Below are 24,612 nucleotides of genomic sequence, written 5' to 3'. Positions count from 1 at the left end.
AAAATTAGCCAATTTCAGGGGAAAAGTTGCGTTGATCTGCAGTTTTCGGTGTGCCAAAATGAACTTGGCCTCACTTATCCATACCTTGTAGGAAATTGAAAAGCCGGCAAGGAAATAGCGCTCGTAGTCTGGCCGCGGTCCACCATCACTCCCGCGGCCAGAAGTGTCCTCCAGCAACGGAGGATGTGCAGGGTTGAGGGGAGACAGCTCGGCACTCGTCCTCGGCAACGCCGCCGCGGACGTACCTGAAGAGGCGCATCAGTCATTGGTTTCCGGCAACGCCGCCGAAGCCAATAACGATGGGGGCTGAGGTTATGACCGGTCGGCTTGTCCGCTGGAGTCTTAAGTTTCGATTGATTGTTTTAGCCGCCGCTGGCGGCATTCTGGGGTTCGGCTTAACCACCCTGCCGTCCATGCCAGTGGATAATCTGCCAGAATTCTCTCCGCCGCATGTGGAGATCCAAACCGAGGCACTGGGCCTGTCAGCCGTGGAGGTCGAACAGCTTATTACCTCGCCCATGGAGGCCGACCTTCTGAACGGGATTGCCTGGCTCGACGAGATCCGTTCGAAGTCAGTTCCAGGCCTTTCGTCGATTGAGATGGTTTTTGAGACCGGCACCGATATTCTCCGTGCCCGGCAGCTCGTTGCAGAGCGGCTGACGCAGGCTTTCGCGCTGCCCAACGTGTCATCTCCGCCGGTACTGATGCAGCCGCTCTCCTCGTGGCTGGCACTCGCGGCGGCAGCCGGCATCCTGGTCCTGCTGCTGACGGTCCTGGGCAACTGGCGGCTCGCAGGGCTGGTGTTCCTGCTGCTCCCGGTTGCACTGTCCGGCGGCATCCTCGCCGCCGACCTGGGCGGCGGATTCGGCTCCGTCTACGTGCTGGTGGCCCTGGCGGCAGTGCTCGCCCTGGCAATCCGGGACGTGGTCATGCTGATGGGAACATACCAGTCCCTGCAGTCCCGCGCCCCGTCGGATTCGCCGGCGCACCTCATGCGGCAGGCCGCCGGAGAGAGGCTTCTGCCAACTGTTCTAACCACCGTGATCACCGGACTGGCGCTGGTGCCGCTGGTGCTGCTCGGCGGCCCGGTCGGCGGGGGCATGATCCTTCCGCTGGCACTGGTTGTGTGGGGCGGGCTTATCACCTCTGCCCTGCTGACCCTCTTTATTCTGCCGATCCTCTTCCTCCGCATTGGTCCGCGCTCCAACACGGACTGGGGGAGCTCATTGGTGATCAACAACGGACCGGTTCTGGCAGAGGGGTCGGAATTGTCATGAAAAGCAATAGTGGTTTTGGGGCCTGGCGTTCCGTTCTCGTGCTGGCCTGCGCAGCGTCAATGGGCCTCGCCGGGTGTGCGACAGTGAAACCTGCCGCCACCCCCACCTCGGCAGCGGCCAGCATGGAGAAAGCCGGCGCCGATCTGAACAAGCTGACGCTGACAGACAAGGCAGTGGAAAGGCTGGGCGTCACAACTGCCAAGGTGACCAAGGGCGAAGGCAGTGCGCTGCAGGTGCCTTACGGTGCCTTGGTCTATGACGCCAACGGCAAGACCTGGGTCTACACCAACCCCGAGCCACGGACCTACATCCGGGCCGCGGTGACGGTGGACAAGATCGCCGACAACAAGGTCCAGCTCCGGTCCGGTCCGCCTGCGGGAACCGATGTTGTCACCATTGGTGCCGCGGAACTGTTCGGTGCCGAATTCGGCACAAAGGGTCACTGACATGCTTTTCGCTCCGGGGGCGGACCTGCTCAAGGCCCGCCAGCTCGTCTCGGAGCGCGTTGCCAATGTCACACCGTCGCTGCCCACCTGGGCGGCTCCACCGGTGATGCTGCAGCCGCTCTCGTCCACCAGCCGGGTCATGAAGATCGGGCTGACCTCGGACGAGCGGTCGCTCATGGAAATGTCCATGATCACCTACTGGAAGATCCGCGCCCACCTGCTGCGGGTCCCGGGCGTGGCCAACGTGGCCATCTGGGGTGAGCGTCTGCAGATGCTGCAGGTGCAGGCCATTCCGGAGAAGCTCAAGGCCAACGACGTCAGCCTGAACCAGGTCATGGAAGTCACCGCCAACGCCCTTGACGCAGGCCTGCTGCAGTATTCACCGGGTTCGGTCATCGGCACCGGCGGCCACATTGAGACGCCTAACCAGCGGCTCAGCATCCAGCATGTGCTGCCGATCACCACACCGAAGGACCTCGCGGAGATCACCATCGAGGAGAAGAACGGGAAGCCGCTCCGCCTCGGTGATGTGGCCAATGTGGTTGAGGACCATCAGCCGCTCATTGGCGACGCCGTGATTAATCAGGGCGAAGGGCTGATGCTCATCGTCGAGAAACTTCCATGGGGCAACACGCTGGAAGTCACCAAGGGTGTTGAGGAAGCGCTGGAACAGATGAAGCCGGGGCTCAGCGGAATCACCCTTGATACGGAGATTTTCCGTCCGGCAACGTTTATCGAAGAGTCCCTGAACAACCTCAGCCGCGCGCTGATGCTGGGCTGCATCCTGGTGGTGCTGGTTCTGGGCGCCTTCCTCTTCCAGTGGCGCACGGCGCTGATCAGCCTGATCGCCATCCCATTGTCGCTGGTGACGGCGGCGTCGGTCCTTTACCTCACGGGCGCATCGGTAAACACCATGGTCCTGGCGGGGCTGGTGATTGCCGTCGGGGTGGTGGTGGATGATGCGATCATCGACATCGAGAACATCATCCGAAGACTCCGGCAGCACCGCGCCGAAGGTGGGAACCGGTCCACGGCCTCGGTGGTCCTGGAAGCGTCGTTGGAGGTCCGTGGGCCGATCATCTATGCCACGCTGATCATCATCGCCGCTGCGGTGCCGATCTTTTTCCTCCAGGGACTGACTGGGGCCTTCTTCAGGCCGCTTGCCATCTCCTACACTCTGGCGGTGTTGGCATCGATGCTCGTGGCACTGACCGTCACCCCCGCACTGGCACTGATCTTCATGCGGAAAGTCCCGCTGAAGGAGCAGGAACCGCCCCTGGTGAGGGTGCTGAAACGCGGTTATCGCGCGGTCCTGAGCCGGATGGTCAGGCGGCCCGTCGCGGGCTATGCGACCTTCGGCGCCATGGCGGCCATCGGTGCTGTCACGGCACCGCTGCTTGGGCAGTCGCTGCTGCCTGACTTCAAGGAGCGCGACTTCCTGATGCACTGGCTGACACAGCCGGGCACGTCGGTTACGGAGGAGTACCGCGTCAGCCAGAAGGCCTGCGAGGAACTGCTCACGATCCCCGGAGTCCGGAACTGCGGCTCGCACATCGGGCAGGCCTTTAACGCGGACGAGGTCGTGGGGGTGTACTTCGGTGAGAACTGGATCAGCATCGACCCCGCCGTCGACTACGACAAGACGCTGAAGTCAATCCACGAAGTGGTGGACGGCTATCCCGGCATTGTGCGCGACGTCCAGACCTACCTGAAGGAGAGGATCCGTGAGGTTCTCACGGGTGCCAGCGACGCCGTCGTCGTCCGGCTTTACGGGGACGACCTGGCCCTCCTGCGTTCAAAGGCTGCGGAGATTCAGACGATCTTTGAGCAGACCGAAGGAACAGTGGCCCCCCACACGGCACTGCAAAAGGACATTCCTCAGCTGAACATCGAGGTTGATCTGGCAAAGGCACAGAGCTACGGGCTGAAGCCGGGCGATGTCCGGCGTGCAGCGGCGTGGCTGGTGGCCGGCGAGGAAGTCGGTGACGTCTACCGGGGCGGCAAGGCATATGACGTCCAGGTCTGGAGTCCGCCGGAGGTCCGTTCCGATATCAGCAGCATCAGGAACCTGCCGATCGATACACCGAGTGGGCAGAAGATCCTGCTGTCCGATGTGGCGAGCGTCCAGGTGAAACCGACCCCGAACGTCATCCAGCGTGACGCGCACTCCCGACGGATCGATATCGAAGCCAACGTCAAGGAAGGCGCTCTGGGCGACGTGGTTGCGGCCATGGAGGAAGGGCTCAAGAAGGTGGAATTGCCGCAGGGCTTCCGTACCCAGATCCTGGGTGAGTTCCAGGAGCGGCAGGCGGCGACCAAGACCCTGCTGACGCTCGCTATCGGGGCGCTGGCCGTTATCTACCTGCTGCTGCAGGTTGCCTTCGGAAGCTGGCGGCTGGCCACGCTGGTGATCCTCACGCTCCCGATTGCCCTGGTGGGTGGGGTGTTTGCCGCCTTCATGGGCGGAGGCGTGCTGTCGCTGGGGTCCATTGTGGGCTTCCTGACGGTCATGGGCATCGCCGCCAGGAACGGCATCCTGCTCATCAACCACTGTCAGCACCTGGAGAAATATGAGGGTGAAAAGTTCGGACCCGAACTGGTGCTGCGGGGCGCCGGGGAACGCCTCTCACCGATCCTCATGACCACCTTGGCCACGGGGCTTGCCCTGGTGCCGCTGGTGGTCCTGGGGAACATCCCAGGCCACGAGATTGAACATCCCATGGCCCTGGTGATCCTCGGTGGGCTGGTGACATCCACGCTGCTCAACCTGTTCGTGGTCCCGTCGCTGTACCTGAGGTTCGCCAAGCCGAAGGCCCAGCGGCACCAGGCACCGCCGGAGCCCGTCCTGGCTAACGCCTAGCCGCGAACCTGCAGGTCCATCCGCCGCCCACGCCCCGCCACCCGCGGGAACGTGGGCGGCGGTGGTGCCGGGACGGAATCCGTACTGGTCCCGGCCCGCCGGCGCCGCAGCTCCAGCGCCAGGCTCTCCTGGCCGCGGGCCATCGCCCAGCGGTGGTTGGCCGAGAAGCCGGGTTTCAGCAGCCAGCTGAGCCGCCTCAGCAGCGGCTTGGTGGCGCTCACCCGCCAGTCGTAGGTGATCATGACCTCCGGGCCGTCCTGCTCGAAGGTCCAGCGTCCGGTCCCGTCCAGGTCTCCTGTTGCGCGGATCGCGAAGCCCCTGCTGGTGATGGGTTCCGTGACGGTCAAGGTCCAGCGGAGGGTGTAGGGGAGCCAGCCCTTGGTGTGAAGCCTGGCCATGCGCCCAACACCGTTGGCCTTGCCTGGATGGATGAGGTCCACGCGCAGGTATACGGAGGGCCACCACCGGGCCAGCCCGACGGGGTCGGCCAGGATCTGCGCGACGTCGTCCGCGGTCCCGGCCACCCGCCAGACCGTGAAGAAGGTGTAGTCCGTGCTCCTGGTGCCCTTGGCGTTCATGTGTGCCTCCTGGCGCTCCTGCCCGCTCCCGCCGGCGAAAAGATCTGCAACCATTCAAGCGCGTGCCGCCCGTCCGCCATAGACTGCAGGCGTAAGTCACCACCCCCAACTTGAGGAGTAGCGATGAACTACAGCGGAAGCCAGTATGAGAAGGCCGTGACGGCGGGGGACCTTGACCGCAGCCACGTCGGCCAGACGGTGAGCTTTCAGCCGAACGATTTCACCGTGGTGTTCGGCCGGATCGCCGGAATCGCCCGGACAGACGCCCAGGTGTACCTGACCCTGGATGGCGTCGGCGGCGGAACGCACCTGAAGGACGAGTACGACCTGCCCGTGGCGCACGAGGTGTATGTGCAGTTGGATCCGCTGAGCACCGCGGGGAAGACCATCTCGGACGCCGAGCGGGTCATCAAGGAGAAACTGGACGAGATCAAGAAGAACCTCCTCGACCGGGAACAGAAGTCTGGCTCCGGCACCAATACGGAGTAACGGCGCCGGTTGTTGGCTCCTACGGCGAAGAGCCCCGCTGCACTGGAGTGCAGCGGGGCTCTTCTAGGCAACCGCTCCGCATATGGGGGAACACGGAGCGACCCTGTCAAAACTAATGGAAAGCTTGCTTAGGTCTCAAATCGGCACCACTTTTTCCAACCCGGCGGCGGTAGTATCCCGCTACCCTTTTCGCTCATCGAACAGCAGGGATGCCCGCTTTTTCGGTTTGTGGTTCCTGCTGCTCCGCTCCGGCGGGGTATCCGTGGGGCGGTTCAGTCACGCCGGCCCCACCGTTGAATGCGGCGAGCATAGCGTCGCGATCGAACTGGCCTTCCCATTTCGACACCACGAACGTCGCAACGCAGTTGCCCAGCAGGTTGACCGCCACACGCATCGAGTCCATAAGCCGGTCAGCGCCCAGCAGCAGCGCGACGCCCGCAACGGGGAAGATGCCGAGCGCCCCGGCCGTTGCCGAGAGGGCCAGGAAGGCAGAGCCGGGAACGCCGGCCATGCCCTTGGAGGTCAGCATAAGAATGCCTAAGGCTGCCAGTTGCTGCCCCAGGTCAAGGCTGTGTCCGAATGCCTGGGCGAGGAACAGAAGTGAAATGGACAAGTACAGCGCTGCACCGTCGAGGTTGAAGGAATAGCCCGTTGGCACCACCAGTCCCGTGGTCGCGCGGGAGCAGCCCGCATTTGTCAGCTTGGCCATGATGCGCGGAAGCACTGATTCCGTGGAGGCAGTCCCGAGCGCAAGAAGGAACTCTTCGCGTGAGTACTTGATGAACTGCCACAACGGGACCCGCGGGTAGGCCCACGCCACGATGAACAGGAAGCCGATGAAAACAAGCGCGGACCCGTAGCAGGCGGCAATCAGGAGGGCGTAAGTGCTCAGGGAGCTGAGCCCGTACTGGCCGATGATGAAGGCCATCGCCCCGAAGGCACCAACCGGGGCAACCCGCATCACCCAAGTCATGATCTTGAAGAACAGTTCGAGGGTGGTCTCCATCAGGTCGAGGACGGGTTTGCACTTGTCCCGGCCGACGACCACGATGGCTGCCCCGAAGAACACGGAGAAGCACAACACCTGAAGCAAGGTGTTGGACGCAAAAGCTCCAACGACGCTCGTGGGAATGATTCCCAGAAGGAATTGTCCCGCGTCCTTGGGTGGTGCGGTTGCGGTCTTCGCGCTCAGGGCGTCCTGGGAGAGGCTGGCAGGGTCGATGTTCAGGCCGGCGCCCGGCTGAACAACATTGGCCACAACCAGCCCGAACGCCAACGCGAAGAGTGTGGCCGCAGTGAAGTACACCAGCGCTTTGACGCCCACCCGGCCGACTGACTTCACATCGCCTACAGCCGATATCCCCGTGACGATCACCAGGAAGATGAGCGGAGCGATGATCATCTTGATGAGTTGAATAAAACCGTCACCGAGCGGCCGCAGGGCGGAGCCCGCGCTGGGCCAGAAGTAGCCGATGGCAATTCCAAGCACGACGGCAACCAGGATTTGCATGAACAAGGACTTGTGGAGCGGCCTGTTCGGAGCGGGGTGTGCAGCTGGGGATACGGGTGACGGGATCTTCATGTGGCGCCTAACTGTGTGAGGCCAGGGAGGAATGATGGCCGAGGTCACTGATGACGCTAGGTGCGGCTTGTTTCAGCCGTGCTACGCAACAGCGGCGGCGGCGTAAACAAATGGAAGCGTAGTTCCATAGTGCGGAAAAGAACCGTGGCGAGGCAAAGCAAAAGACCCCGGTTCCCTCTCTTTAGAGGGAACCGGGGTCTTCGCTATGTGGCGGTGACGGTGGGATTTGAACCCACGTTGGCTTTTACACCAAACAACATTTCGAGTGTTGCACCTTCGGCCGCTCGGACACGTCACCAACCTGAATAGGGTACCGGAGCAAGGCCCGCATCCCCAAAACGGCATGTTTTTCCGGACTGATCAGCCCTGGGCAACGGGTCCGGCGCGGCCACGCCGGGACGCATCTTCCCGGAAATCGGGGCCGGGCACTAGATTCGTAAGCAAGATGAGTACTTTCCAGCAGAACGCCGAAGCAACCGCATATTGGACCGTGGGCCCGGGGCAGGGTGAACTGCGCAGTGAGAAGCTGCCTGCCCCCGGCCCGGAGGAGGCGCTGGTGCGCTCGCTGTACTCGGGCATCAGCAAGGGCACCGAACTCGTGGTCCACCAGGCCGCCGTTCCGCCCTGCGTCGCCGAGGAGATGCGCGCCCCGCACCAGGAGGGCTCCTTTCCGTCGCCGGTAAAGTTCGGCTACCTGTCGGTGGGCGTGGTGGAGCAGGGCCCGGCGGACTGGGTGGGCCAAACCGTGTTCTGCCTGCATCCGCACCAGGACCGCTACGTGGTCCCCGTGTCCTCGCTCACCCGCGTTCCCGACGGCGTCCCTCCCCGCCGCGCGGTCCTCACCGGCACCGTGGAAACGGCCGTGAACGCCCTCTGGGAGGCGGGGCCACGGCTGGGCGACCGCGTCGCCGTGATCGGCGCCGGGCTGGTGGGCGGAATGGTGGCCACGCTGCTGCGCACGTTCCCCCTCGGCCGGCTCCAGCTCGTGGATCTCGACTCCAACCGCAAGGGCCTCGCAGACTCGCTGGGGGTGGACTTCGCCCACCCGGACGACGCTCTGCCGGACTGCGACATCGTGTTCCACTGCTCCGCGTCCGAAGGCGGCCTGGAACGCAGCCTGAAGCTCGTGGGGGACGAGGGCGAGATCATCGAAATGTCCTGGTACGCCGACCGCAAAATCACCCTCCCGCTCGGCGAGGACTTCCACGCCCGCAGGCTCTCCATCCGGGCCAGCCAGGTGGGCGCGGTGGCGCGGGCCCGCCGGCACCGCCGGACCACCGCTGACCGGCTGGAACTTGCCGTGTCCCTGCTGAAGGATCCTGTGTTCGACGGCTTCCTCACGGGTGCCTCCAAGTTTGCCGAGCTGCCCGGCGTGGTCCAGGACCTGGCCGGCGGCCGGCTCGAGGCGCTCTGCCACGTGATCGAATACCCCGCCGCCGGCTCCGACGCAGCCGGTCCCGTTCCCGAAAACCACCACACCACATAGAAACCGCGAGGTAACCATTGTTCAGCCTGACCGTACGCCGCCATTTCATGATCGCCCACAGCCTTCCCCGGGAGGCGTTCGGGCCTGCCCAGGGACTGCACGGGGCAACTTTTGTGGCAGAGGTGACGTTCCGCCGTCGTGCCCTCAACGACGACGCCATCGTGCTGGACATCGGCGCTGCGGGCGGCATGATCGAGGAAGTCCTGGCCGGCCTCAACTACCGCAACCTGGACGAGCACCCGGACTTCGCCGGGAAACTGAGCACCACGGAGGCACTGGCGCAGTACATCGCAGGCGCTGTCGCGGAGCGCCTGCGTGACGATAACGACGGCCGGGAACTCGCCGGCCTGGACGTCACTCTGCGGGAAAACCCGGATGCCTGGGCGAGCTTTTCCCTCGAGTTCGACCACCGCTGACCGCCATGCCGTCCCCGCCGCCGGCCATCCGGCTCCTGGTTCCCGGAAACATCCGCCACAACTCAGGCGGCAACGTCTACAACACCGCCCTGGCGCAGGGCCTCGAGCACCTGGGTGCCGAGGTGACCATCCAGCCGGTCGCCGGCTACTGGCCGGTAGGCAGCAAGGAGGAACGACGGCGGCTGGCCGGCCTGCTCACGACGGGAACCACGGCAGGAACCGCCACCGTCACCATCGTTGACGGTCTGGTCGCCTCCGGCGCCCCTGACGCGATGGAGGCGGCCGCCGCCGCCGGCCACGCGCCATGGGTCCTGCTGCACATGCCCCTCGACGAACACCCGGACCTGGAAGTCCGGGCACTCCGGGCGGCTGCCGGCGTGATCTGCACCAGCGGTTCGGCCGCCGCCGAGATTACCCGGCGGCACGGCCTGGCCGGCATCCGCGCGGCGCTGCCCGGAACGGAACGAGGCCAGGTGGCCGCCGGATCCGAACCGCCGCGCCTGCTTGCCGTGGCGGCACTGCTGCCGAATAAGGACCAGCTGATCCTCCTCGGCGCGCTGGCCCTGCTGCAGGACCTCGAGTGGACGGCAGCCCTCGTCGGCTCGGACACGGCGGACACCGATTACGCCCGCCAGGTCGCAGCGGCGGTAGAACAACACGGGCTGGGCGGCCGGGTGGAGCTCCCGGGCGAACTGACCGGCGAAGCGCTGGAACAGCAGTGGCACGCCGCCGATCTCAGCCTGCTGATCTCCAAGGTGGAGGCATTCGGCATGGCTGTCACCGAGTCGGTGGCCCGCGGGGTGCCGGTCATCGTCCGGGCCGGCACCGGGGCGGTGGAGGCGCTGGGACTGGGGGCGGAACCAGTTCCAGGGACTCCCGAAGGTGCGGAGCCCGCCCTGCCCGGCGCCGTCGTCGAACTCGAAGACTCTGCCGAAGGAAACCCCAAACCGCTGGCGATCCTGCTGCGCAGCTGGCTCACGGACCCCGCGTTACGCGCCGAATGGCGCCGGCGCGCCCTCGCCGGCCGGGATCTCCTGCCCGGCTGGGACGCCACTGCCCGGCAGGTGCACGGCCACGTGGCGCCGGAAGCATCGCCGGGAGGCCATTCCTCGCAACCGCTCGCTGATGGAGAATGAGGCATGACCAGCCACGTCCCGTCTGCCGCCACCCTGGAATCTGCCTCCGCCCTCACCCCGGAGCTGCTCCGTGCCTGGGCCTGGCACCGGCAGGAGCTGGACGGCACGCTCGACGGCCGCACGTCCCAGGAGGTGCTCGCCGCGGCGGGCTGGGCGAGGTCGGTGGGCGGCGCCAACCCGTACCTCACCCTCTTCGCCCGCGCCGGACTCCGCCGGGACCAGGTGGACACGGACGTCCGCGAACTCCGGATCCACGAACTGCCCACCGCCCGCGGCTGCACCTACGTGCTGGGCCGGGAGGACTTCGACTGGGCGCTAAGCCTGGGCAAAAACGCTGAAGAGGCCTTCCGGGTACTGGCCAGGCTTGGCGTCGACCGCGGCGAGATCACGCTGCTGGAGGAACAGATCCTGCATGTCCTCGGCGAGGCGGACGGTCCGCTGGACCCGCGGCAGCTCAAGGATGAGCTGGGGGAGTCGGTCCGGAACCTGGGCGAGGAAGGCAAGAAGAAAGGGGCCGCCACCACGCTGCCCACAGCTCTGGGGCTGCTGCAGGCGGATGGCCGGATCCGGCGCGTTCCGGTCAACGGGCGGCTGGACCAGCAGCGCTACGCCTACACGCTGTGGGGCCTGCCGCCCAGCCGGCTCGGTCCCGAAGGTGCCCGCGAGGAACTGATCCGCCGCTACCTCGGCTGGACCGGCGGCGCCACCATCAAGCAATCCCAGTGGTTCACCGGCTTCACCCTTACTGACAGCAAGGCGGCGCTCGCCGCCGTCGGGGCCGTGGAGGTTCCCACCGCCGCCGGCGACGTGCTCTGGATGCTGCCGGCCGACGTCGAACGCCTCGCCGACTTCAGCCCGCCGGAAGGCGAACAGATCCAATTGCTGGCCGGCACCGATTCGCTCGTGCTGCATCGCCGGAACGCGGGTGACCTCTTTGCCGACGAGGACAGGGACCGGAAGCTGCTGAACACCACCCTGGCGCTGCAGGCGGACCTGCCGGACCACCCCATCTTTGACCGCGGCCGGATCATCGGACTCTGGCAGTATGATCCCGGCAACGAAAGGATCGCGGCGTGGCTCTTTGCGGGCCGGACGCCCGCCGTCGACCGGCGCATCGCCGAGGTCGAGGCGTGGATTCGGGAGGACCTGGGCGACTTCCGCTCCTTCAGCCTGGACTCGCCCGCGTCCCGGCAGGAACGGATCGACGCACTGGACGCCGCCGGCTAACCGGCCGGGTCAGTTGGGCTTACTCCCGGTGCGGTGGGCGGCGAAGAACTCCCGCAGCAGCACCCCGCATTCCTCCTCCTGCACGCCGGCGTAGACCTCCACCCAGTGGTTCAGGCGCCGCTCGCGCAGAATGTCGAACACGGAGCCCGCGGCCCCCGCTTTCTCATCCCACGCACCGAACACCACGCGGTGGATCCGGGCCAGGACGATCGCTCCGGCGCACATGGCGCACGGTTCCAGGGTCACCACCAGCGTGCAGTCCTCCAGCCGCCAGCCATCGCCGCTGCCGCCGTCCAGAGCCGCGCGTTCCCGCAGCCGCGCGGCGGCCTGGCGGATGGCCACCACCTCGGCGTGCGCGGTGGGGTCCCCGAGGGCCTCGCGCTCGTTCCGGCCGGTGCCCAGGACCGATCCGTCCGGACCGATCACGACGGCGCCGATCGGCACATCCTCGGTAGTCAGGGCCCGCCGGGCTTCTTGGAGGGCAAGGCCCATCCATTCCAGGTGTTGCGGATCTGCCGGGGCCATGGGTCAATGATAGTTTCGAAGGGTACTTACCAACGGACAAGGCAAGCGCCGGGAGTAACGATGAAGTCCCTGACTGAACGGTACGGCAGGTGGCTGGGGCCCTACGCGGCCCTGTGGATCACCCTCGTCATCGGCGGCTTCCTGGTGGTTGTCCTGACGCTCCTCAGCGCCGAGGTATACGACAGCGTCGTGGACCAGAACGGCGTCTCGGGACTGGACAAGCCTGCCCTCCAGCTGGCCAAGGAGTACCGGAACCCCGGCCTCGACTCGGCCGTCACGGCCTTCACGAACATCGGCGGCGGTATCGGCATGCCCATCCTGGCGAGCATCCTCGTTGCCTGGCTGATCTACGTCAGCCGCAGCTGGCGGCCGCTCATCCTGGTCGGCGGCGCTGCGGCGGTCTCCGTCACCGCCACCAGTGTGGGCAAGACCCTGCTGGGCCGCACCCGTCCTGACCACATCGACGCCGTTCCGCCCTTCGAGTTCTCGCCCTCCTTCCCCAGCGGGCACACGCTGAACACCACCGTGGTGATCGGCATCGTGGTGTATCTGGTGTGCCTGCAGTTCCGGAAAACCTCCGCGCGGACGTGGGTGATCATCGCGGGGGCAGTGTTCATTCTCGCCATGGGACTGAGCCGCGTGTTCCTCGGCCACCACTGGCTGACGGACGTGATGGCCGCCTGGCTGATCGGGACGGCCTGGGTTGCCGTGGTGATCCTGGCCCACCGGCTGTTCCATGTCGTACGCCGGCGGGAGCACGCGGGCCCCGCGCCCACATTCGAGCATCCGGCCCATCTCAAGGACAGCAAAGCCGAGCGGGCGGAGCGTCTCCAGGGGACTCCCGGTGCCGGGTCAGGAGCCGGAAACCGGGGCGGGGAGCCAAGCCCCGGGTGATAGTTTTGACCCATGCGCACACTCCTCGTGGACCATCCCCTGGTCGCCCACAAGCTCACCGTCCTGCGGGATAAGAACACCCCCTCGCCGGTCTTCCGCCAGCTCACCGAGGAACTGGTCACGCTGCTCGCCTACGAGGCCACCCGCGACGTCCGCACCCAGCCAGTCACCATCGAAACCCCGGTGGCCACCACGGTGGGCACCGCGTTCACCAAGCCCACCCCTCTGGTGGTCCCCATCCTGCGCGCCGGGCTGGGCATGCTGGAGGGCATGACCAAACTGGTCCCCACCGCCGAAGTGGGTTTCCTGGGCATGGCCCGCGACGAGGAAACCCTGGACATCATCACCTACGCCGAGCGGCTGCCGGACAACCTTTCGGGCCGGCAGATCTTCGTTCTGGACCCCATGCTCGCCACCGGCGGTACTCTGCGTGAGGCCATCAAGTTCCTGTTCAAGCGCGGCGCCGCCGATGTCACCTGCATCTGTCTGCTGGCCGCGCCGGAGGGCCTGGCCAAGCTGGAGGAGGAACTCCAGGACGCCAACGTCACTATCGTCCTCGCCTCCATCGACGAGAAGCTGAACGAGAAGGCCTACATCGTGCCGGGCCTGGGCGACGCCGGCGACCGGCTCTACGGCATCGCCGGCTAAACCACACCACAGTCCCGCACCACACCCAAAGTTCGCCGCCGGAGGTCTTCCGGAGGGCAGTGCGCCCCGGTTAGCCTGTGCACCATGGACTGGAAACTTGAACTCGTGTTCGTCCCCGTGTCCGATGTGGACCGCGCCAAGGACTTCTACGTCAACAAGGTCGGTTTCAACGCCGACTACGACGAGCGGCCCATGGACGGCCTGCGCTTCGTCCAGCTGACCCCGCCTGGCTCGGGCTGCTCGATCGCCATCGGGGAGGGCCTCAACGATGCCCCTCCGGGCACGGCTCCCAGCCTTCAGCTGGTGGTCAGCGACATCAACAAAGCCCACGACCAGCTCAAGGCGAACGGCGTGGACGTCAGTGACGTGGACGTCCAGGACTGGGGCCACTTCGTCTACTTCGCCGACCCGGACGGCAACAAATGGGCAGTGCAGTACCTGCCCAACCGGCCGAACGGCTGAACCCGAACAGCGCGTCTGGGGACAGGATGAGGCAGGATGGAAGGCATGAGCTTTCCTGCCGAGTCCGCCACCATCACGCTGACAGCCCGTGCCGTCCTGTTCGACATGGACGGCACGCTCGTTGATTCCACAGCCATCGTGGAGCGCGTGTGGACCGAATTTGCCGGGCGCTACGGCCTTGATATCGCCGAAATCCTCCGCACCTCCCATGGAGTGCAGGCGCTGGATACGGTCCGCCGCTTCGCTCCGGAGGGCGCCGATATCCACGCGCTGGCCGCCGAGCTGGGACGCATGGAACTGACCGAGACCGACGGCATTGTCGCGGTGCCGGGGGCGCTGCAGCTGCTGGAGTCGCTGCCGGCCGACGCCGTGGCCCTGGTGACGTCGGCTTCGCGCGACCTCGCCACCGTCCGGATGGCGGCGGCCGGGGTGGAGCTTCCGGCGGCGGTGATCACCTCCGAGGACGTGTCCCGCGGCAAGCCGCACCCCGAGGGCTACCTGCTTGGCGCGTCCCTGCTCGGGGCCGACCCCGCGGAAGCAGTCGTGTTCGAGGACGCTCCCGCCGGCATCGCCGCAGGAGTCGCCGCCGGCATCCGGACCGTCGCGGTGGGCCCGAACACCGGCGTCCTTCCCGACGGCGTGCTTCACATTCCGGACTACACCTCCGTGTCCGCGTCGGTGGAAACCGGCGAGGACGGGCGCCCGGCGATCTCCCTGCGCCTGTAGCCCCGCGCGTCCAGCCCAGAGGCCGCACGGACAGGCCCCGTCAGGACAGATCGTAGACCGTGGCGCCGCCGACGGTTTCGGCTGGTGCCCAGGAGGCCGCCCATGCCGCACCCTCGGCCGCCGAATCCGCCCGGGGTACGGGTGGAGTTTGCCGTGCCGGGATTCGCGAGCGTGCCCGGCCCGGCCAGCGTTCCCTGCCGGCCAAAGTTACCCAGCCCGGCGAAGTTGCCGCGGGTTCCCGTTGCGGCCGGTCCGGCGCTGACGATCGCACCGGAATGCGCAGTTGCCGCGGTGGTGAGGGAGTGGGCCAGCGGCGCGGCGAGTGCCGCGGCAACAGCGGCAGCCGCCGTCTTGCGCCGCAGCGCCTTGCCAGCCCCGCCGGAAGGCGCGAACGGGAGCAGCAGCAGGACCACGGCCTCCAGCGCGGAGACCAGAACCAGCCAGCGGAGCCAAGGGACATAGGCAGGGGAGCGGCCCAGCAGCTGGAAGGCCACGGCGCCGGCGGCTGCCACCGCTGCGGCGAGCGGCACCGCCGCTGCCGGCAGGGAACGGCGCTGCCAGAGCAGGACGCCGCCGAGGCCCGCGAGGCCGGCGATTCCCGGTGCCAGGGCCACCATGTAGTACGGATGGATGATGCCGGCCATGAAGCTGAACGTCAGCCCGGTGACCACCACCCACAGGCCCCAGATCACCGCCGAGGCCCGGACAGCATCCGTCCGCGGAGCCCGCCTGCCGATCCACAGCAGGGCGCCGGCGAGGATCAGGACGGACGGCAGCGGCCTTGAGCGTGCCGTCGGTGCTCGCGTTGTCCGCAACCGTGATCCGGAACGAGTGCGTGAAGGTGCCTCGCAGGTAGGCGTGGAGCCGGCGCAGGCACTCCCCCAGGTCGCGCTCCTCGTTGTAGACCGGGATGGTCACGTCCAGGACCGGTACCGCGGTGGAGGTGTCGATGGGCGACCGCCGCGTGTGCTTGATGAGGGTGTGCACCGGGGCGTGTCCGGCCGCGCCGGCTCCATGGGGCGAGTGCGGCTGGAGGTGCAGCGGTGGGTGCGGCTGGGTTCCGGAGTCCTGGTCAGTGATGGTCATGCACCAACAGTGGCGGCCGCTGTTATGAGGGTTTTAGGGCGAAGCTGTGCAGGGGCTGTGGAAGTATTTCGGTTGCGTTTTCCGAACGGCGGCGGCCGCATTTCTGCACCTCTTTTTCCGCCGCGGGAAGCCTGGGACAGCAAAAGGGCCCCGGATCCTGGCGGATCAGGGGCCCTGGCGCTCAAGCCGGGCGCCCTAAAGCGGTGCAGAAATGCTCGCCGTCAGCCGGTCCGGCCGCGGCAACCGGTCAGTACCAGTTGTGGGCGAGGTGCCAGTTCAGCGCGCCACACGGGGAGTCGTAGCGCTCCTTGATGTAGTCCAGGCCCCACTTGATCTGGGTGCGGTAGTTGGTGCGGTAGTCCGCCCCGGCGGTCGCCATCTTCTCGGCGGGCAGTGACTGCACGATGCCGTAGGCGCCGCTGCTCGCGTTGGTGGCCGTCGTGCGCCATTCCGATTCCTTGGTCCAGAGCCGCTTCAGGCACTGCATCTGGTCTGCGGACCAGCCGAAGGAGCCCAGCTTGCTGGCCGCGTAGGCCTGGGCGCCGGCGGGATCGTTCAGGGCAACAGGCGCAGCGGCCTTCGCGGGAGCGACCTTGGCGGCCACCTTGACGGCGGGCGCGGCCTTGGCAGCCGGAGCGGCCTTCGGTGCAGCTTTGGTGACTGCCTTCGGAGCCGCAGCCTTGGTGGCCTTGGGGGCAGCCTTGGCGGTGGCTTTGGTGGCTGACTGCGGTGCGATGGACGCCGCGGACGGGGCCGGGAAGGCGGAGATCAGCGTTCTGTCGAAGCTCAGCGTCTGCCCGGCGTCAGCGATGGCCGCGGCCGGCTCGGCGGCGGAAGGCGTAGCCTGGTCGGCCGCGTGGCCGGCAGCGCCGACGCCGATGAGTACGGCGGCGGCAGTAGTCAGGACGGCTGCCCGGCGCCCGAAGGACGGAAGGCCTGCCGCGAAACGGCCAAGGCCAGTCTTAGGCTTGGCAGGCTCGGCGCGGTGACGGGAAATCTTGGTGCCGGACTGCTTGGAGGCGCGTTCAGGGCGCGCCTGAGTCTTAAATTCAGACATGGTGGATTGCCTCTCAACACCTGCGGAGTTAGCTGTCGGGTTCGGATGAGGTCATCCGGCCGCACGGAAAATTCACGTGTCGGCTTCACCCCAAGGGCTGATGCGGAAAGCCCGGGACTCTGGTTCCCCCGCCTCTGCCTGATCTAAGCGGAATCCGGGAAGCGGCAGAGCTGGGCGTCAATCCGGACATGCGGCTCTAGTGGCGGCCGCACGCTATCGACGGTACAGGAGGCTTTTGATTAAGTCACATTTAGGTAACGGGAGTCATGGCGTCGGCGCGGCGCCTTGCGCGGGCAGCCGGACGGCAAATTCCGTCCGGCCGTGCCGGGACGTGACCTCCACCGTGCCGCCGTGCGCTTCCACGATTGACTGCACGATGGACAGGCCCAGCCCGCTGGTTCCCTCTGCCGAGGCCACCCCCGGTTCTCCCTGCGAAGCCCCTGGTTCTCCCCGCGAATCCGCGGTATGGAGGGCCGTGCCCGCGGTTGCTCCCACGGCGGCGGAGCCCATCGCCGCTGCGGATGCAGGCGCCAGGGGTGACTGAACCGGTGTCGCACGTGAGGCGTCTGCGCGGGCGAAGCGCGCGAAGACCTTGTCCACGAATTCGGGCGGGATGCCGGCGCCGTCGTCCGTGACAGTAATCACAGCGCTGCCGTCGGCCGAACGCATCACTCCGGTCGTCACCGTAGTGCCGGGCGGGGTGTGCTTGCGGGCATTGGAGAGCAGGTTCACGAGGACCTGGTGCAGCTGGGAGGCATCGCCCCGGACGGACACCGGTTCCTCGGGAAGGTCGAGGTGCCACGCCCGGTCCGGCGCCATGACTTTCTCGTCGCTGACCGTCTCGATCACGAGCTGCGTGAGGTCGACATCGCTGAGCTTGAGCGGCTGGCCCTCGTCGAGCCGGGCGAGCAGCAGGAGATCCTCCACCAGCGCGGTCATGCGCTCCGACTGGCTCTGCACGCGTGCAAGCGAGCGCTGGCCGTCCAGGGTGAACTTTTCCGTCATGCGCATCAGCTCGGTGTAGCCGCGGATGGCCGTGAGCGGCGTCCGGAGCTCGTGCGAGGCGTCCGCCACGAACTGCCGCACCTTCATTTCGCTTTCCTGCCGCGCTTCCAGCGCGTTGGAGACGTTGTCCAGCATCTGGTTCAGGGCGTGCCCCACACTGCCCACTTCGGTTCCGGGATGGGCGTTCGACGGCGGGACGCGGACGGCGAGTGCCACCTCGCCGGCATCCAACGGCAGGCGCGACACCTGCGTGGCCACCTCGGAGAGCTGCTCCAGCGGCTTCATGGTGCGGCGGATGAGCACCGTCCCGGCCAGACCGATCAGCACGAGTCCGCCCAGCGAGACGATGGTGATGGTCCAGACCAGCGACGTCAGGGTGCTCTGCTTCTCGGCCACGGGAAGCCCGGTCACCATGACGTCGCCATAGGGCGTCTGGGCGGCAACAAGACGGTAGGCCCCGGTGGACAGGGTGCGGTCGACGGGGATGCCGTCGCGGCGGAGCTCCAGGAGGGTCTGGTTGTCGGCGGCCGAGAGCGGTTTGCGGGTGGCATCCGATGCCAGGAAGCCGGCGCTGACCTGCCCGGACTGGATCCTGGCCACGAGGGTGCCCACCCGCTGGCCCCGGCCTTCGAGGGGGTCGGGCCTGTTGCCCGCGGAACCGAGCGGTGGGCGGCCAAAGTCCCGGGCCCTGTCAGCGGCTCCGGTGAGTTGATCGTCGAGCTGACGGGTCAGGAAGGAGTCCATTGAGGCGTAGCTGAAGAGGCCGATAGCAGCGCAAATGGCCACCAGAAGCGCCATGGCGACGAGGACCAGACGGGTGCGCAGGTGCCAGGTACCGGGCTTCAGCCAGCTTCGGCGCTGGGTACGGACTGCACCGGAAAGGTTTGCCACGGCCTACTCTGCCGGCTTGATGACGTAACCCGCGCCGCGGACCGTGTGGATCATCGGCGGGTGCACGGCATCCACTTTCTTGCGCAGATAGGAGATGTACAGCTCCACGATGTTGGCCTGGCCGCCGAAGTCGTAGTTCCACACCCGGTCTAGGATCTGGGCCTTGCTGACCACACGCTTGGGGTTCTCCATGAGGTAGCGCAGCAGCTCGAACTGGGTGGCGGTCAGCTGCAGTTCGTCGCCGGCGCGGGTGACTTCGCGCGTGTCGAGGTTCAGGACGAGGTCGCCCACAACGAGCTCGGCGGAATCCATGGCGGCCACGCCGGAGCGCTGGACCAGCCGGTGCAGGCGCAGCAGGACTTCCTCCATGCTGAACGGCTTGGTGACGTAGTCGTCGCCGCCCGCGGCGAGGCCCAGGATGCGGTCCTGCACCGCGTCCTTGGCGGTGAGGAACAGGGCCGGGACCTCCGGCGCGAAGGCGCGGATCCTGCCGAGGAGCTCGACGCCGTCGAATCCGGGAAGCATCACGTCAAGCACCAGCACGTCCGGGCGGAACTCCTTGGCGAGTTTCACGGCCTCGGGGCCGTCGGCAGCGACGGCGACCGACCAGCCGGCCATGCGCAGGCCCATGCTCATGAGTTCCGAGAGGCTCGGCTCGTCGTCGACCACGAGGGCACGGATGGGGGATCCGTCCGGGTGGGTCAGCTGGGGAAGGTTGTTGGTCATGGAGTGCGAAGTGGCCATGTGACAACTCTCCGTCCTGGTGTTTAGCCGCCGCTTTGGCAACCCTGTGCGCCGGCTGTGAATCCCAGCCTAGCGAGCTGAAAGGCGCCGTGTAGGCATTCTTCAGGCCACAGCCATGGCTCCTGCGCCGCACAGGCGGCGTCGGCAGCGGCCAGGCCCCGGCCGACGGCGGCTTCGGTGCCGAGTGGGCAGGACCGCCGCCGGCCGGCGGCGAAGGCTGGGGAGTGCCGCCGTCGGCCGGAAAAGCCCGCGGACCGGCGGCCAACGGCAAGCCGTGGACCATGAAGCGCGGGCTGGTCGTGGCCGTGCTGCCACAGTGCTGGCCGCTGGCGCAGGAGCCGCGGTGTACGGCCTGGGCAGCAACGCTGCCGCTGCCGGCGGAACGGCCGCCGGTGCCCAGGGCGGCTTGGCGCAGGGTGGAACGCAGGGCGGGTTGAGCCAGGGCAGTGCCCAGGGTGGCCTGCCACAGGATGGCGGGTCGATGGGAGGTCCGGGCGGCATGCAGGCGCCGGGCAGCGGAACCGTGCCCGGCCAGGGAGGCGACTTCGCGCCCAACGGCCTCGGCGGCATGGGCAGCGGTGTTTCTGCGGCGGTCCATTCGGAGTACGTCCTCGAGGAGAACGGGGAGTACGTCACCAAGGTGGCGCAGATCGGCACCGTCTCCGGCGTTTCCTCCGGTTCGGTCACGGTGAAGAGTGTCGACAGTTTCACGCGCACCTACACGCTCAGCGATGCCACAGTGGTGGGCAACCTGCTGCAGAGGCGCCAGCAGTGAGCGGCCGGCGACCTGGCGAGCGGCACTGCCGGATCCACCGGAGGCACGCAGCCGGGCGGAACCAGCGGCACGGGCCAGACCAGCTGATTGCCAGCCGGTGTGATTGATACGGGAAGGCGCAGCGCCCAGGCTGAACGGGCGCTGCCGCCGTCGTTCATCTGATTTGACCGGAGCGCCAACCCGCGCTGGGGCCGAAAATTCCCGCTCCGGATTGCGTCATAGCTGGACAATCGGCGTATCGCGGCTGCCGGTTTCCGGCATTTCAGATGTCATTGAATATTCAGCGCGTATTCACTGGGAAATCGAAGAAGATTCTGTAGAAGCGGCTTTCCGACCGTCCGTTCGGAAAAAAGAATCAAAAAATCGGCCGCTGGCAAAACTGTGATTTATCACACAAACACGCCGTTTGTCTCAGCATGCGGACAGTTCCGTCCATTGTTACTTGCAAGTTTTCATTGTTACGTTGCACACTTTCAAATGTGAACAAGAACTCAACAGCACCTGCAGCCGCAGAATATTGGTCCAGCACACCCGCTGCTGCCGACATGCGCTGTTGTCGAATGCACGCCTAACTTTCACCACCCCACGAAGTTTTTAGGCATTCGCCCCCAGCCCAGCGTAGGGCGCCCCTCCCCAGAATCATTGCGGGGACCCAAGCATTCGAGCCGCGATGACGGCCATTCACATTGAGGTAAGCATTCATGTCAGTTGCATCCGGATACGTCCACATCTCAGTCCGTAACGCCAACAAGGCAGGTCAGGCGCAGGGCCTGCGCCAGGGATTCGGCGCCCGCCCCGCTTTCGCTCCCGGAGGCCAGGCCAACAGCATTCCCGCCGCACCCGGTTACGCGCCGCAGGGCTACAACCCGAACTCCTACGGCCAGCTGCGCGCCGTGCAGGCCGAGGAAGCCGCGCCGCTTACCGCGCCCACCCCTTTCGTGGCCCCGGCTGCCACCGCGCCTGTCCGCCCCGTGCCGAACGATAACGTCGCCCGCGGATTCGTCCTGTACATGGGCATTGACGAGGAAACCGCGGCCGCCGCCGGCACCTCGATCGCCAAGCTTGCCCAGGAGATCCGGGCCTACGCCCAGTCGCTGGTGACCGGCGCCGAGAGCTACGCCGCCGTCGCTGTGGCTCCGGCCAGCGCCCCCGGTTCCGCGCTCGACGTCGTCCGTTCCACCTTTGGCGATCCCACCGTCAATGCCCGTCAGCGCACAGAGACTGCCCGTGTCCAGCCGGCCCAGGACCCGCGTCCCTCCGGTGTCCTGATCGACCTCGCCCGCCGCGAGGTACACCTCGACGGCGAGTCCCTGAACCTGACCTTCAAGGAATTCGAACTCCTCAACTACCTCGTGGAGAACGGCACCCGTACCGTGGGCCGCGACGAACTGCTCGAGGGCCTGTGGCGCAACGCCGAAGAAGTGCCGAACGAGCGCACCATCGACGTCCACATCCGCCGCCTGCGCTCCAAGCTCGGCCGCCTCGCCAACACCGTGCGTACGGTCCGCGGCCAGGGCTACCGCTTCTACGAGCACCCCGAGGTTGTTGTCTGGGCCGCTCCGGAGTACTCGATCTAGTCATCCCTAACGCCGCACCGGGCACTGGGCTCCGCGGCTAGTAGGGTGAGTTCATGAGTGCGCACCATAAGAAGCGGTTGGTCCTGATGCGCCATGCCAAGGCCGACTGGCCGGGCGGAGTGGCGGACCACGAGCGCCCCTTGGAGGAACGCGGCCACCGCGAGGCCCCGCTTGCCGGTAAATGGCTGCTCAAGCACAACATCGTCCCGGATTTCATCCTGTGCTCCAGTGCGCTGCGGACACGGCAGACGTGCACGTGGGTGTGCGCTGAACTCGGTGAGAAGGCCCCGACGCCGAAACTTGAGGACGGCCTCTACGGCGCCTCCGCGCTGCGCATGCTTGCGGTCATCAACCATGTGCCGGACACCGTGACCACGCTGATGGTGATCTCCCATATGCCCGGTGTGCAGGACCTGGCCATGCACCTGGCATCGCGGGATTCCAACCACGACGCCTACATGGATGCCGCCACCCGCTTCCCCACCAGCGGGCTGACGGTGCTGGAGACGGAAAAGCCCTGGGCTGAACTGGATGGCCAGGACGCCCGGCTCACGCACTTCAAGGTCCCGCGCGCCCATTAGCCGCGCACCCTTGCGCGGGCGAGTACGCTTGTCCCCAGCGTCGTCTAATGGGGAAGGGCCGCCATGCTGAATTCTGTACCCGCCCGGTGGCGGGCCGGTGCCCGGCGGTGCGCCGCCGCCGTCGTCGTCCTCCTGATGCTTTCCGCCGGCGCGCAGCCGGCAACTGCGGCGCCATCCGGTGAGCCGCTGTCCACGCAGGCTGTGTCGGACCCCGGCAATGCGTGGGTCCTGGTGAACAAGTCGCGGCCGCTGAATCCACGCCAGTTCGCGCCGTCGGACCTCGTCAGCTGGGGCGGCACCGGCCATCTGCTCCGGCGCCAGGTCGCAGGTGCCCTGGGCCAACTTTTCGCGGGCGCGCGTGCTGCCGGCTATTCCCTGGAGGTCATCAGCGGATACCGGTCCTACGCATCCCAGAGCGCCCTGTACAACTCGTACGTGCAGATGTACGGGCAGGCCTATGCTGACCAGATCTCGGCCAGACCGGGATACAGCGAACACCAGACCGGGCTGGCAGCGGACGTCGGCAACGCGGGCGGCGCCTGCGGACTGACCGATTGCTTCGGGACCACTCCCGGCGGGCGCTGGGTGGCGGCGAACGCCCACCGCTACGGCTTCATCGTGCGCTACCCGCAGGGGTACACCGGCATCACCGGCTACGCGTATGAGCCCTGGCACCTGAGGTTCGTCGGGGTTCCGCTGGCCACGGACATGAAGAGCCGCGGCATCCCCACCATGGAACAGTTCTTTTCCGCCCGGCCCACCATCAGGAGCGGGGCCGACGTGCTCGCCGCGGACTCCAGCGGCGTGCTGTGGGCCTACCCGGCCAACGGCCAGGGCGGCTTCGGCACTCGCAAACGGATCGGGCCCGGCTGGTCCGGTCTGAAGGCCGGCTTCGTCGCTGACTGGAATGCCGACGGCGTAAACGACCTCGTGGCCCAGTGGAAGACCGGCACGCTCTCGGTGTACCGCGGCAAACTCTCCGGCGGGTTCCTGAGCCCCGTCCGCGTGGGCAGCGCCGGATGGCAGTCCATGAACATTACGGTGGGGAAGTGGCACAGCGGCCAGCGGTACCCGGGCGTGGTGGGAACCGCGGCGGACGGCGCCATGTACTTCTACCCGAACGCCACGGGCGGTGCGCTCAGCGCCCGGCTCCGGCTCGGGCAGGGGTTCCAGGGGATGAAACTGACCATGGCCGACTTCGACAACGACCGCCGCCAGGATCTGCTGGTCACCAAGGCGTCCGGCGAACTCCTGCTGTACAGGTCCGACGGCGCCGGCAAGATCGTTGCCGAAGCCCGCCGCCGGGTGGGGACCGGCTGGAATGCGCTGGTCCAGTCGCACGCATCCTTCGGCTTCCAGGGGCGGGGGACGCGCGGTCTCACCGCGAAGACCACCGACGGGCGCCTCGTCTACTACAGCCTGGGCAACAGCCAGTTCACCGGTCTCCGATCCGTCGGGCCGGGCTGGCAGTCGTACAACATCTTCCGGTAGCAGGCGGCTTCCGCCAGCCGCTGGCCCGTTACCGGCGCGGCTTTGGCGGCGCTGTCCGCGGGGCCTGCTGTTGCCGAACAGGGGCCGGCACTGATTGCCGGGCGCCCGCCGGAAGTCTCGTTGCGGGACGCCCCGGAGCTCCGGCCGCGGCCGCCTGGCCGGCGGTCCTGGCAGGGCCTGCGGCGGCCCGGGGCCTGGCGGTGCCGGCGGCCCTGGCGGCGCGGCTGGACCGGGGGTGTTCTGCCTGGCGCAGCCGCCGGCGGGAGGGCCAGACCGCAGCGCAAAAAAGCACCAGCAGCGTCAGGCTTCCCGAGGCCGCAGCCAGATAGAAGTAAATGTCCGAATCCCGGGTGGTCACGGCCTGGCCCAAGGCTGCCGGGCTTTGGTTAAACGCCAGCCCCCACATGCGCAGGAAGGCGATGCTGCAACCGATGAACAGGCTGGTTCCGGCCCCGCCCGCCAGCAGGGCAAGGTAGCGGTTCCGGGCGAAGGCTTCGGCCACGGACGCCACGTACCCCACCCCAATCGCGCCCAGGAGGGCCACCAGCGCGGCTTCTTCCAGCGTGTAAGCGGTCAGCGCCAGCAGGCCCGCCGCCGCGGCAAACGCACCGATCGCTGTCTTTCCGCTGTTACCCATGTGGCCCATGGGACTA

Annotated in this window: 24 protein-coding genes, 1 tRNA gene, 1 pseudogene and 1 riboswitch; of the genes and pseudogenes, 16 read left to right on the top strand and 10 right to left on the bottom strand. The window is 66.9% G+C overall.

Features of this window, described 5'->3' with window-relative positions:
- The first annotated feature begins 299 nt into the window (after positions 1 to 299).
- The 3 genes from ABIE00_RS20080 to ABIE00_RS20070 are packed head-to-tail and all read left to right on the top strand — an operon-like array spanning position 300 to position 4,583.
- Positions 300 to 1,277 carry an efflux RND transporter permease subunit gene (locus ABIE00_RS20080; RefSeq protein WP_354262425.1) on the top strand — a complete coding sequence of 326 codons (978 nt, stop codon included), beginning with the start codon at positions 300 to 302 and terminating at the stop codon, positions 1,275 to 1,277.
- Positions 1,274 to 1,723 carry an efflux RND transporter periplasmic adaptor subunit gene (locus ABIE00_RS20075; protein ID WP_354262424.1) on the top strand — a complete coding sequence of 150 codons (450 nt, stop codon included), beginning with the start codon at positions 1,274 to 1,276 and terminating at the stop codon, positions 1,721 to 1,723. The genes ABIE00_RS20080 and ABIE00_RS20075 overlap by 4 nt, the downstream gene beginning before the upstream one ends.
- 1 nt (position 1,724) lies before the next feature.
- A complete protein-coding gene (locus ABIE00_RS20070) occupies positions 1,725 to 4,583 on the top strand; it encodes an efflux RND transporter permease subunit (protein ID WP_354262423.1) in 2,859 nt (952 codons plus the stop codon).
- Here the strand turns inward: ABIE00_RS20070 and ABIE00_RS20065 are convergent.
- The gene (locus ABIE00_RS20065) at positions 4,580 to 5,161 is read right to left on the bottom strand and encodes an SRPBCC family protein (protein WP_354262422.1); all 582 of its coding nucleotides are present in this window, start codon (positions 5,159 to 5,161) and stop codon (positions 4,580 to 4,582) included. The genes ABIE00_RS20070 and ABIE00_RS20065 overlap by 4 nt on opposite strands.
- 123 nt (positions 5,162 to 5,284) lie before the next feature.
- On the opposite strand from ABIE00_RS20065, the gene ABIE00_RS20060 reads away from it, so the two are divergent.
- Entirely contained in the window at positions 5,285 to 5,650 is a 366-nt protein-coding gene (locus ABIE00_RS20060; protein WP_331571896.1) for a hypothetical protein, read from the top strand.
- Positions 5,651 to 5,843: 193 nt separating this feature from the next.
- On the opposite strand, the gene ABIE00_RS20055 is transcribed toward ABIE00_RS20060, so the two are convergent.
- Both ABIE00_RS20055 and ABIE00_RS20050 read right to left on the bottom strand, forming a co-directional pair.
- Complete coding sequence (locus tag ABIE00_RS20055; protein WP_354262421.1) at positions 5,844 to 7,232, bottom strand: cation:dicarboxylate symporter family transporter; 1,389 nt, start codon at positions 7,230 to 7,232, stop codon at positions 5,844 to 5,846.
- Positions 7,233 to 7,440: 208 nt separating this feature from the next.
- A tRNA-Ser gene (locus ABIE00_RS20050) sits at positions 7,441 to 7,530 on the bottom strand.
- Between the two features lie 147 nt (positions 7,531 to 7,677).
- On the opposite strand from ABIE00_RS20050, the gene ABIE00_RS20045 reads away from it, so the two are divergent.
- From ABIE00_RS20045 to ABIE00_RS20030, 4 genes are read left to right on the top strand one after another with little or no spacing between them, the layout of a single operon-like run.
- Positions 7,678 to 8,718: a zinc-dependent alcohol dehydrogenase gene (locus ABIE00_RS20045; protein WP_354262420.1), complete on the top strand. Its 1,041-nt coding sequence runs from the start codon at positions 7,678 to 7,680 to the stop codon at positions 8,716 to 8,718.
- A gap of 17 nt (positions 8,719 to 8,735) precedes the next feature.
- Complete coding sequence (locus ABIE00_RS20040) at positions 8,736 to 9,134, top strand: 6-pyruvoyl trahydropterin synthase family protein (protein WP_354262419.1); 399 nt, start codon at positions 8,736 to 8,738, stop codon at positions 9,132 to 9,134.
- A 5-nt stretch (positions 9,135 to 9,139) separates the two neighbouring features.
- The gene (locus ABIE00_RS20035) at positions 9,140 to 10,270 is read left to right on the top strand and encodes a glycosyltransferase (protein WP_354262418.1); all 1,131 of its coding nucleotides are present in this window, start codon (positions 9,140 to 9,142) and stop codon (positions 10,268 to 10,270) included.
- A 3-nt stretch (positions 10,271 to 10,273) separates the two neighbouring features.
- A complete protein-coding gene (locus tag ABIE00_RS20030) occupies positions 10,274 to 11,497 on the top strand; it encodes a DNA glycosylase AlkZ-like family protein (RefSeq protein WP_354262417.1) in 1,224 nt (407 codons plus the stop codon).
- 9 nt (positions 11,498 to 11,506) lie between these two features.
- Here the strand turns inward: ABIE00_RS20030 and ABIE00_RS20025 are convergent, their stop codons facing one another.
- A complete protein-coding gene (locus ABIE00_RS20025) occupies positions 11,507 to 12,022 on the bottom strand; it encodes a nucleoside deaminase (RefSeq protein WP_354262416.1) in 516 nt (171 codons plus the stop codon).
- 60 nt (positions 12,023 to 12,082) lie between these two features.
- Between ABIE00_RS20025 and ABIE00_RS20020 the strand changes: the two genes are divergently transcribed.
- The 4 genes from ABIE00_RS20020 (at position 12,083) to ABIE00_RS20005 (ending at position 14,752) form a co-directional block, all read left to right on the top strand.
- Complete coding sequence (locus ABIE00_RS20020; protein ID WP_354262415.1) at positions 12,083 to 12,916, top strand: phosphatase PAP2 family protein; 834 nt, start codon at positions 12,083 to 12,085, stop codon at positions 12,914 to 12,916.
- A 12-nt stretch (positions 12,917 to 12,928) separates the two neighbouring features.
- Positions 12,929 to 13,564 (top strand): uracil phosphoribosyltransferase, encoded by a 636-nt coding sequence (gene upp, locus ABIE00_RS20015; protein WP_354262414.1) that lies wholly within the window; start codon positions 12,929 to 12,931, stop codon positions 13,562 to 13,564.
- A gap of 84 nt (positions 13,565 to 13,648) precedes the next feature.
- Positions 13,649 to 14,026, top strand: coding sequence for a VOC family protein (locus ABIE00_RS20010; protein WP_331571876.1), 378 nt, complete (start codon positions 13,649 to 13,651; stop codon positions 14,024 to 14,026).
- 45 nt (positions 14,027 to 14,071) lie between these two features.
- Positions 14,072 to 14,752: an HAD-IA family hydrolase gene (locus tag ABIE00_RS20005; RefSeq protein WP_354262413.1), complete on the top strand. Its 681-nt coding sequence runs from the start codon at positions 14,072 to 14,074 to the stop codon at positions 14,750 to 14,752.
- On the opposite strand, the gene ABIE00_RS20000 is transcribed toward ABIE00_RS20005, so the two are convergent.
- From ABIE00_RS20000 to ABIE00_RS19980, 5 genes and pseudogenes are all read right to left on the bottom strand, one after another.
- The gene (locus ABIE00_RS20000) at positions 14,683 to 15,567 is read right to left on the bottom strand and encodes a hypothetical protein (protein WP_354263527.1); all 885 of its coding nucleotides are present in this window, start codon (positions 15,565 to 15,567) and stop codon (positions 14,683 to 14,685) included. The genes ABIE00_RS20005 and ABIE00_RS20000 overlap by 70 nt on opposite strands.
- 19 nt (positions 15,568 to 15,586) lie before the next feature.
- Positions 15,587 to 15,838: pseudogene (locus tag ABIE00_RS19995) on the bottom strand (glycosyltransferase family 2 protein); the annotation flags it as partial.
- Positions 15,839 to 16,085: 247 nt separating this feature from the next.
- A complete protein-coding gene (locus ABIE00_RS19990; RefSeq protein ID WP_354262412.1) occupies positions 16,086 to 16,895 on the bottom strand; it encodes an aggregation-promoting factor C-terminal-like domain-containing protein in 810 nt (269 codons plus the stop codon).
- Between the two features lie 5 nt (positions 16,896 to 16,900).
- Positions 16,901 to 17,055: riboswitch (cyclic di-AMP (ydaO/yuaA leader) on the bottom strand.
- Positions 17,056 to 17,159: 104 nt separating this feature from the next.
- Positions 17,160 to 18,791 (bottom strand): sensor histidine kinase, encoded by a 1,632-nt coding sequence (locus tag ABIE00_RS19985; RefSeq protein ID WP_354262411.1) that lies wholly within the window; start codon positions 18,789 to 18,791, stop codon positions 17,160 to 17,162.
- Positions 18,792 to 18,794: 3 nt separating this feature from the next.
- Positions 18,795 to 19,535, bottom strand: coding sequence for a response regulator transcription factor (locus ABIE00_RS19980; RefSeq protein ID WP_354262410.1), 741 nt, complete (start codon positions 19,533 to 19,535; stop codon positions 18,795 to 18,797).
- A gap of 274 nt (positions 19,536 to 19,809) precedes the next feature.
- On the opposite strand from ABIE00_RS19980, the gene ABIE00_RS19975 reads away from it, so the two are divergent.
- From ABIE00_RS19975 to ABIE00_RS19960, 4 genes are all read left to right on the top strand, one after another.
- Positions 19,810 to 20,310: a hypothetical protein gene (locus ABIE00_RS19975; protein ID WP_354262409.1), complete on the top strand. Its 501-nt coding sequence runs from the start codon at positions 19,810 to 19,812 to the stop codon at positions 20,308 to 20,310.
- A 701-nt stretch (positions 20,311 to 21,011) separates the two neighbouring features.
- Positions 21,012 to 21,887, top strand: coding sequence for a winged helix-turn-helix domain-containing protein (locus ABIE00_RS19970; protein WP_354262408.1), 876 nt, complete (start codon positions 21,012 to 21,014; stop codon positions 21,885 to 21,887).
- Positions 21,888 to 21,940: 53 nt separating this feature from the next.
- Positions 21,941 to 22,468, top strand: a complete 528-nt coding sequence (locus tag ABIE00_RS19965) for a SixA phosphatase family protein (RefSeq protein WP_331571857.1) — start codon at positions 21,941 to 21,943, stop codon at positions 22,466 to 22,468.
- Positions 22,469 to 22,531: 63 nt separating this feature from the next.
- Positions 22,532 to 23,959: a D-alanyl-D-alanine carboxypeptidase family protein gene (locus ABIE00_RS19960; RefSeq protein ID WP_354262407.1), complete on the top strand. Its 1,428-nt coding sequence runs from the start codon at positions 22,532 to 22,534 to the stop codon at positions 23,957 to 23,959.
- A gap of 28 nt (positions 23,960 to 23,987) precedes the next feature.
- Here ABIE00_RS19960 and ABIE00_RS19955 read toward each other — a convergent pair whose 3' ends face one another.
- Positions 23,988 to 24,596: a hypothetical protein gene (locus ABIE00_RS19955; RefSeq protein ID WP_354262406.1), complete on the bottom strand. Its 609-nt coding sequence runs from the start codon at positions 24,594 to 24,596 to the stop codon at positions 23,988 to 23,990.
- Between the last annotated feature and the right edge of the window lie 16 nt (positions 24,597 to 24,612).

Origin of the sequence: Arthrobacter sp. OAP107 (assembly GCF_040546765.1) — a bacterium.
Classification (GTDB): Bacteria; Actinomycetota; Actinomycetes; order Actinomycetales; family Micrococcaceae; genus Arthrobacter.
The sequence above is the reverse complement of the archived record's forward strand: the minus strand, read 5'-3'. Positions and strand labels throughout refer to the sequence as shown.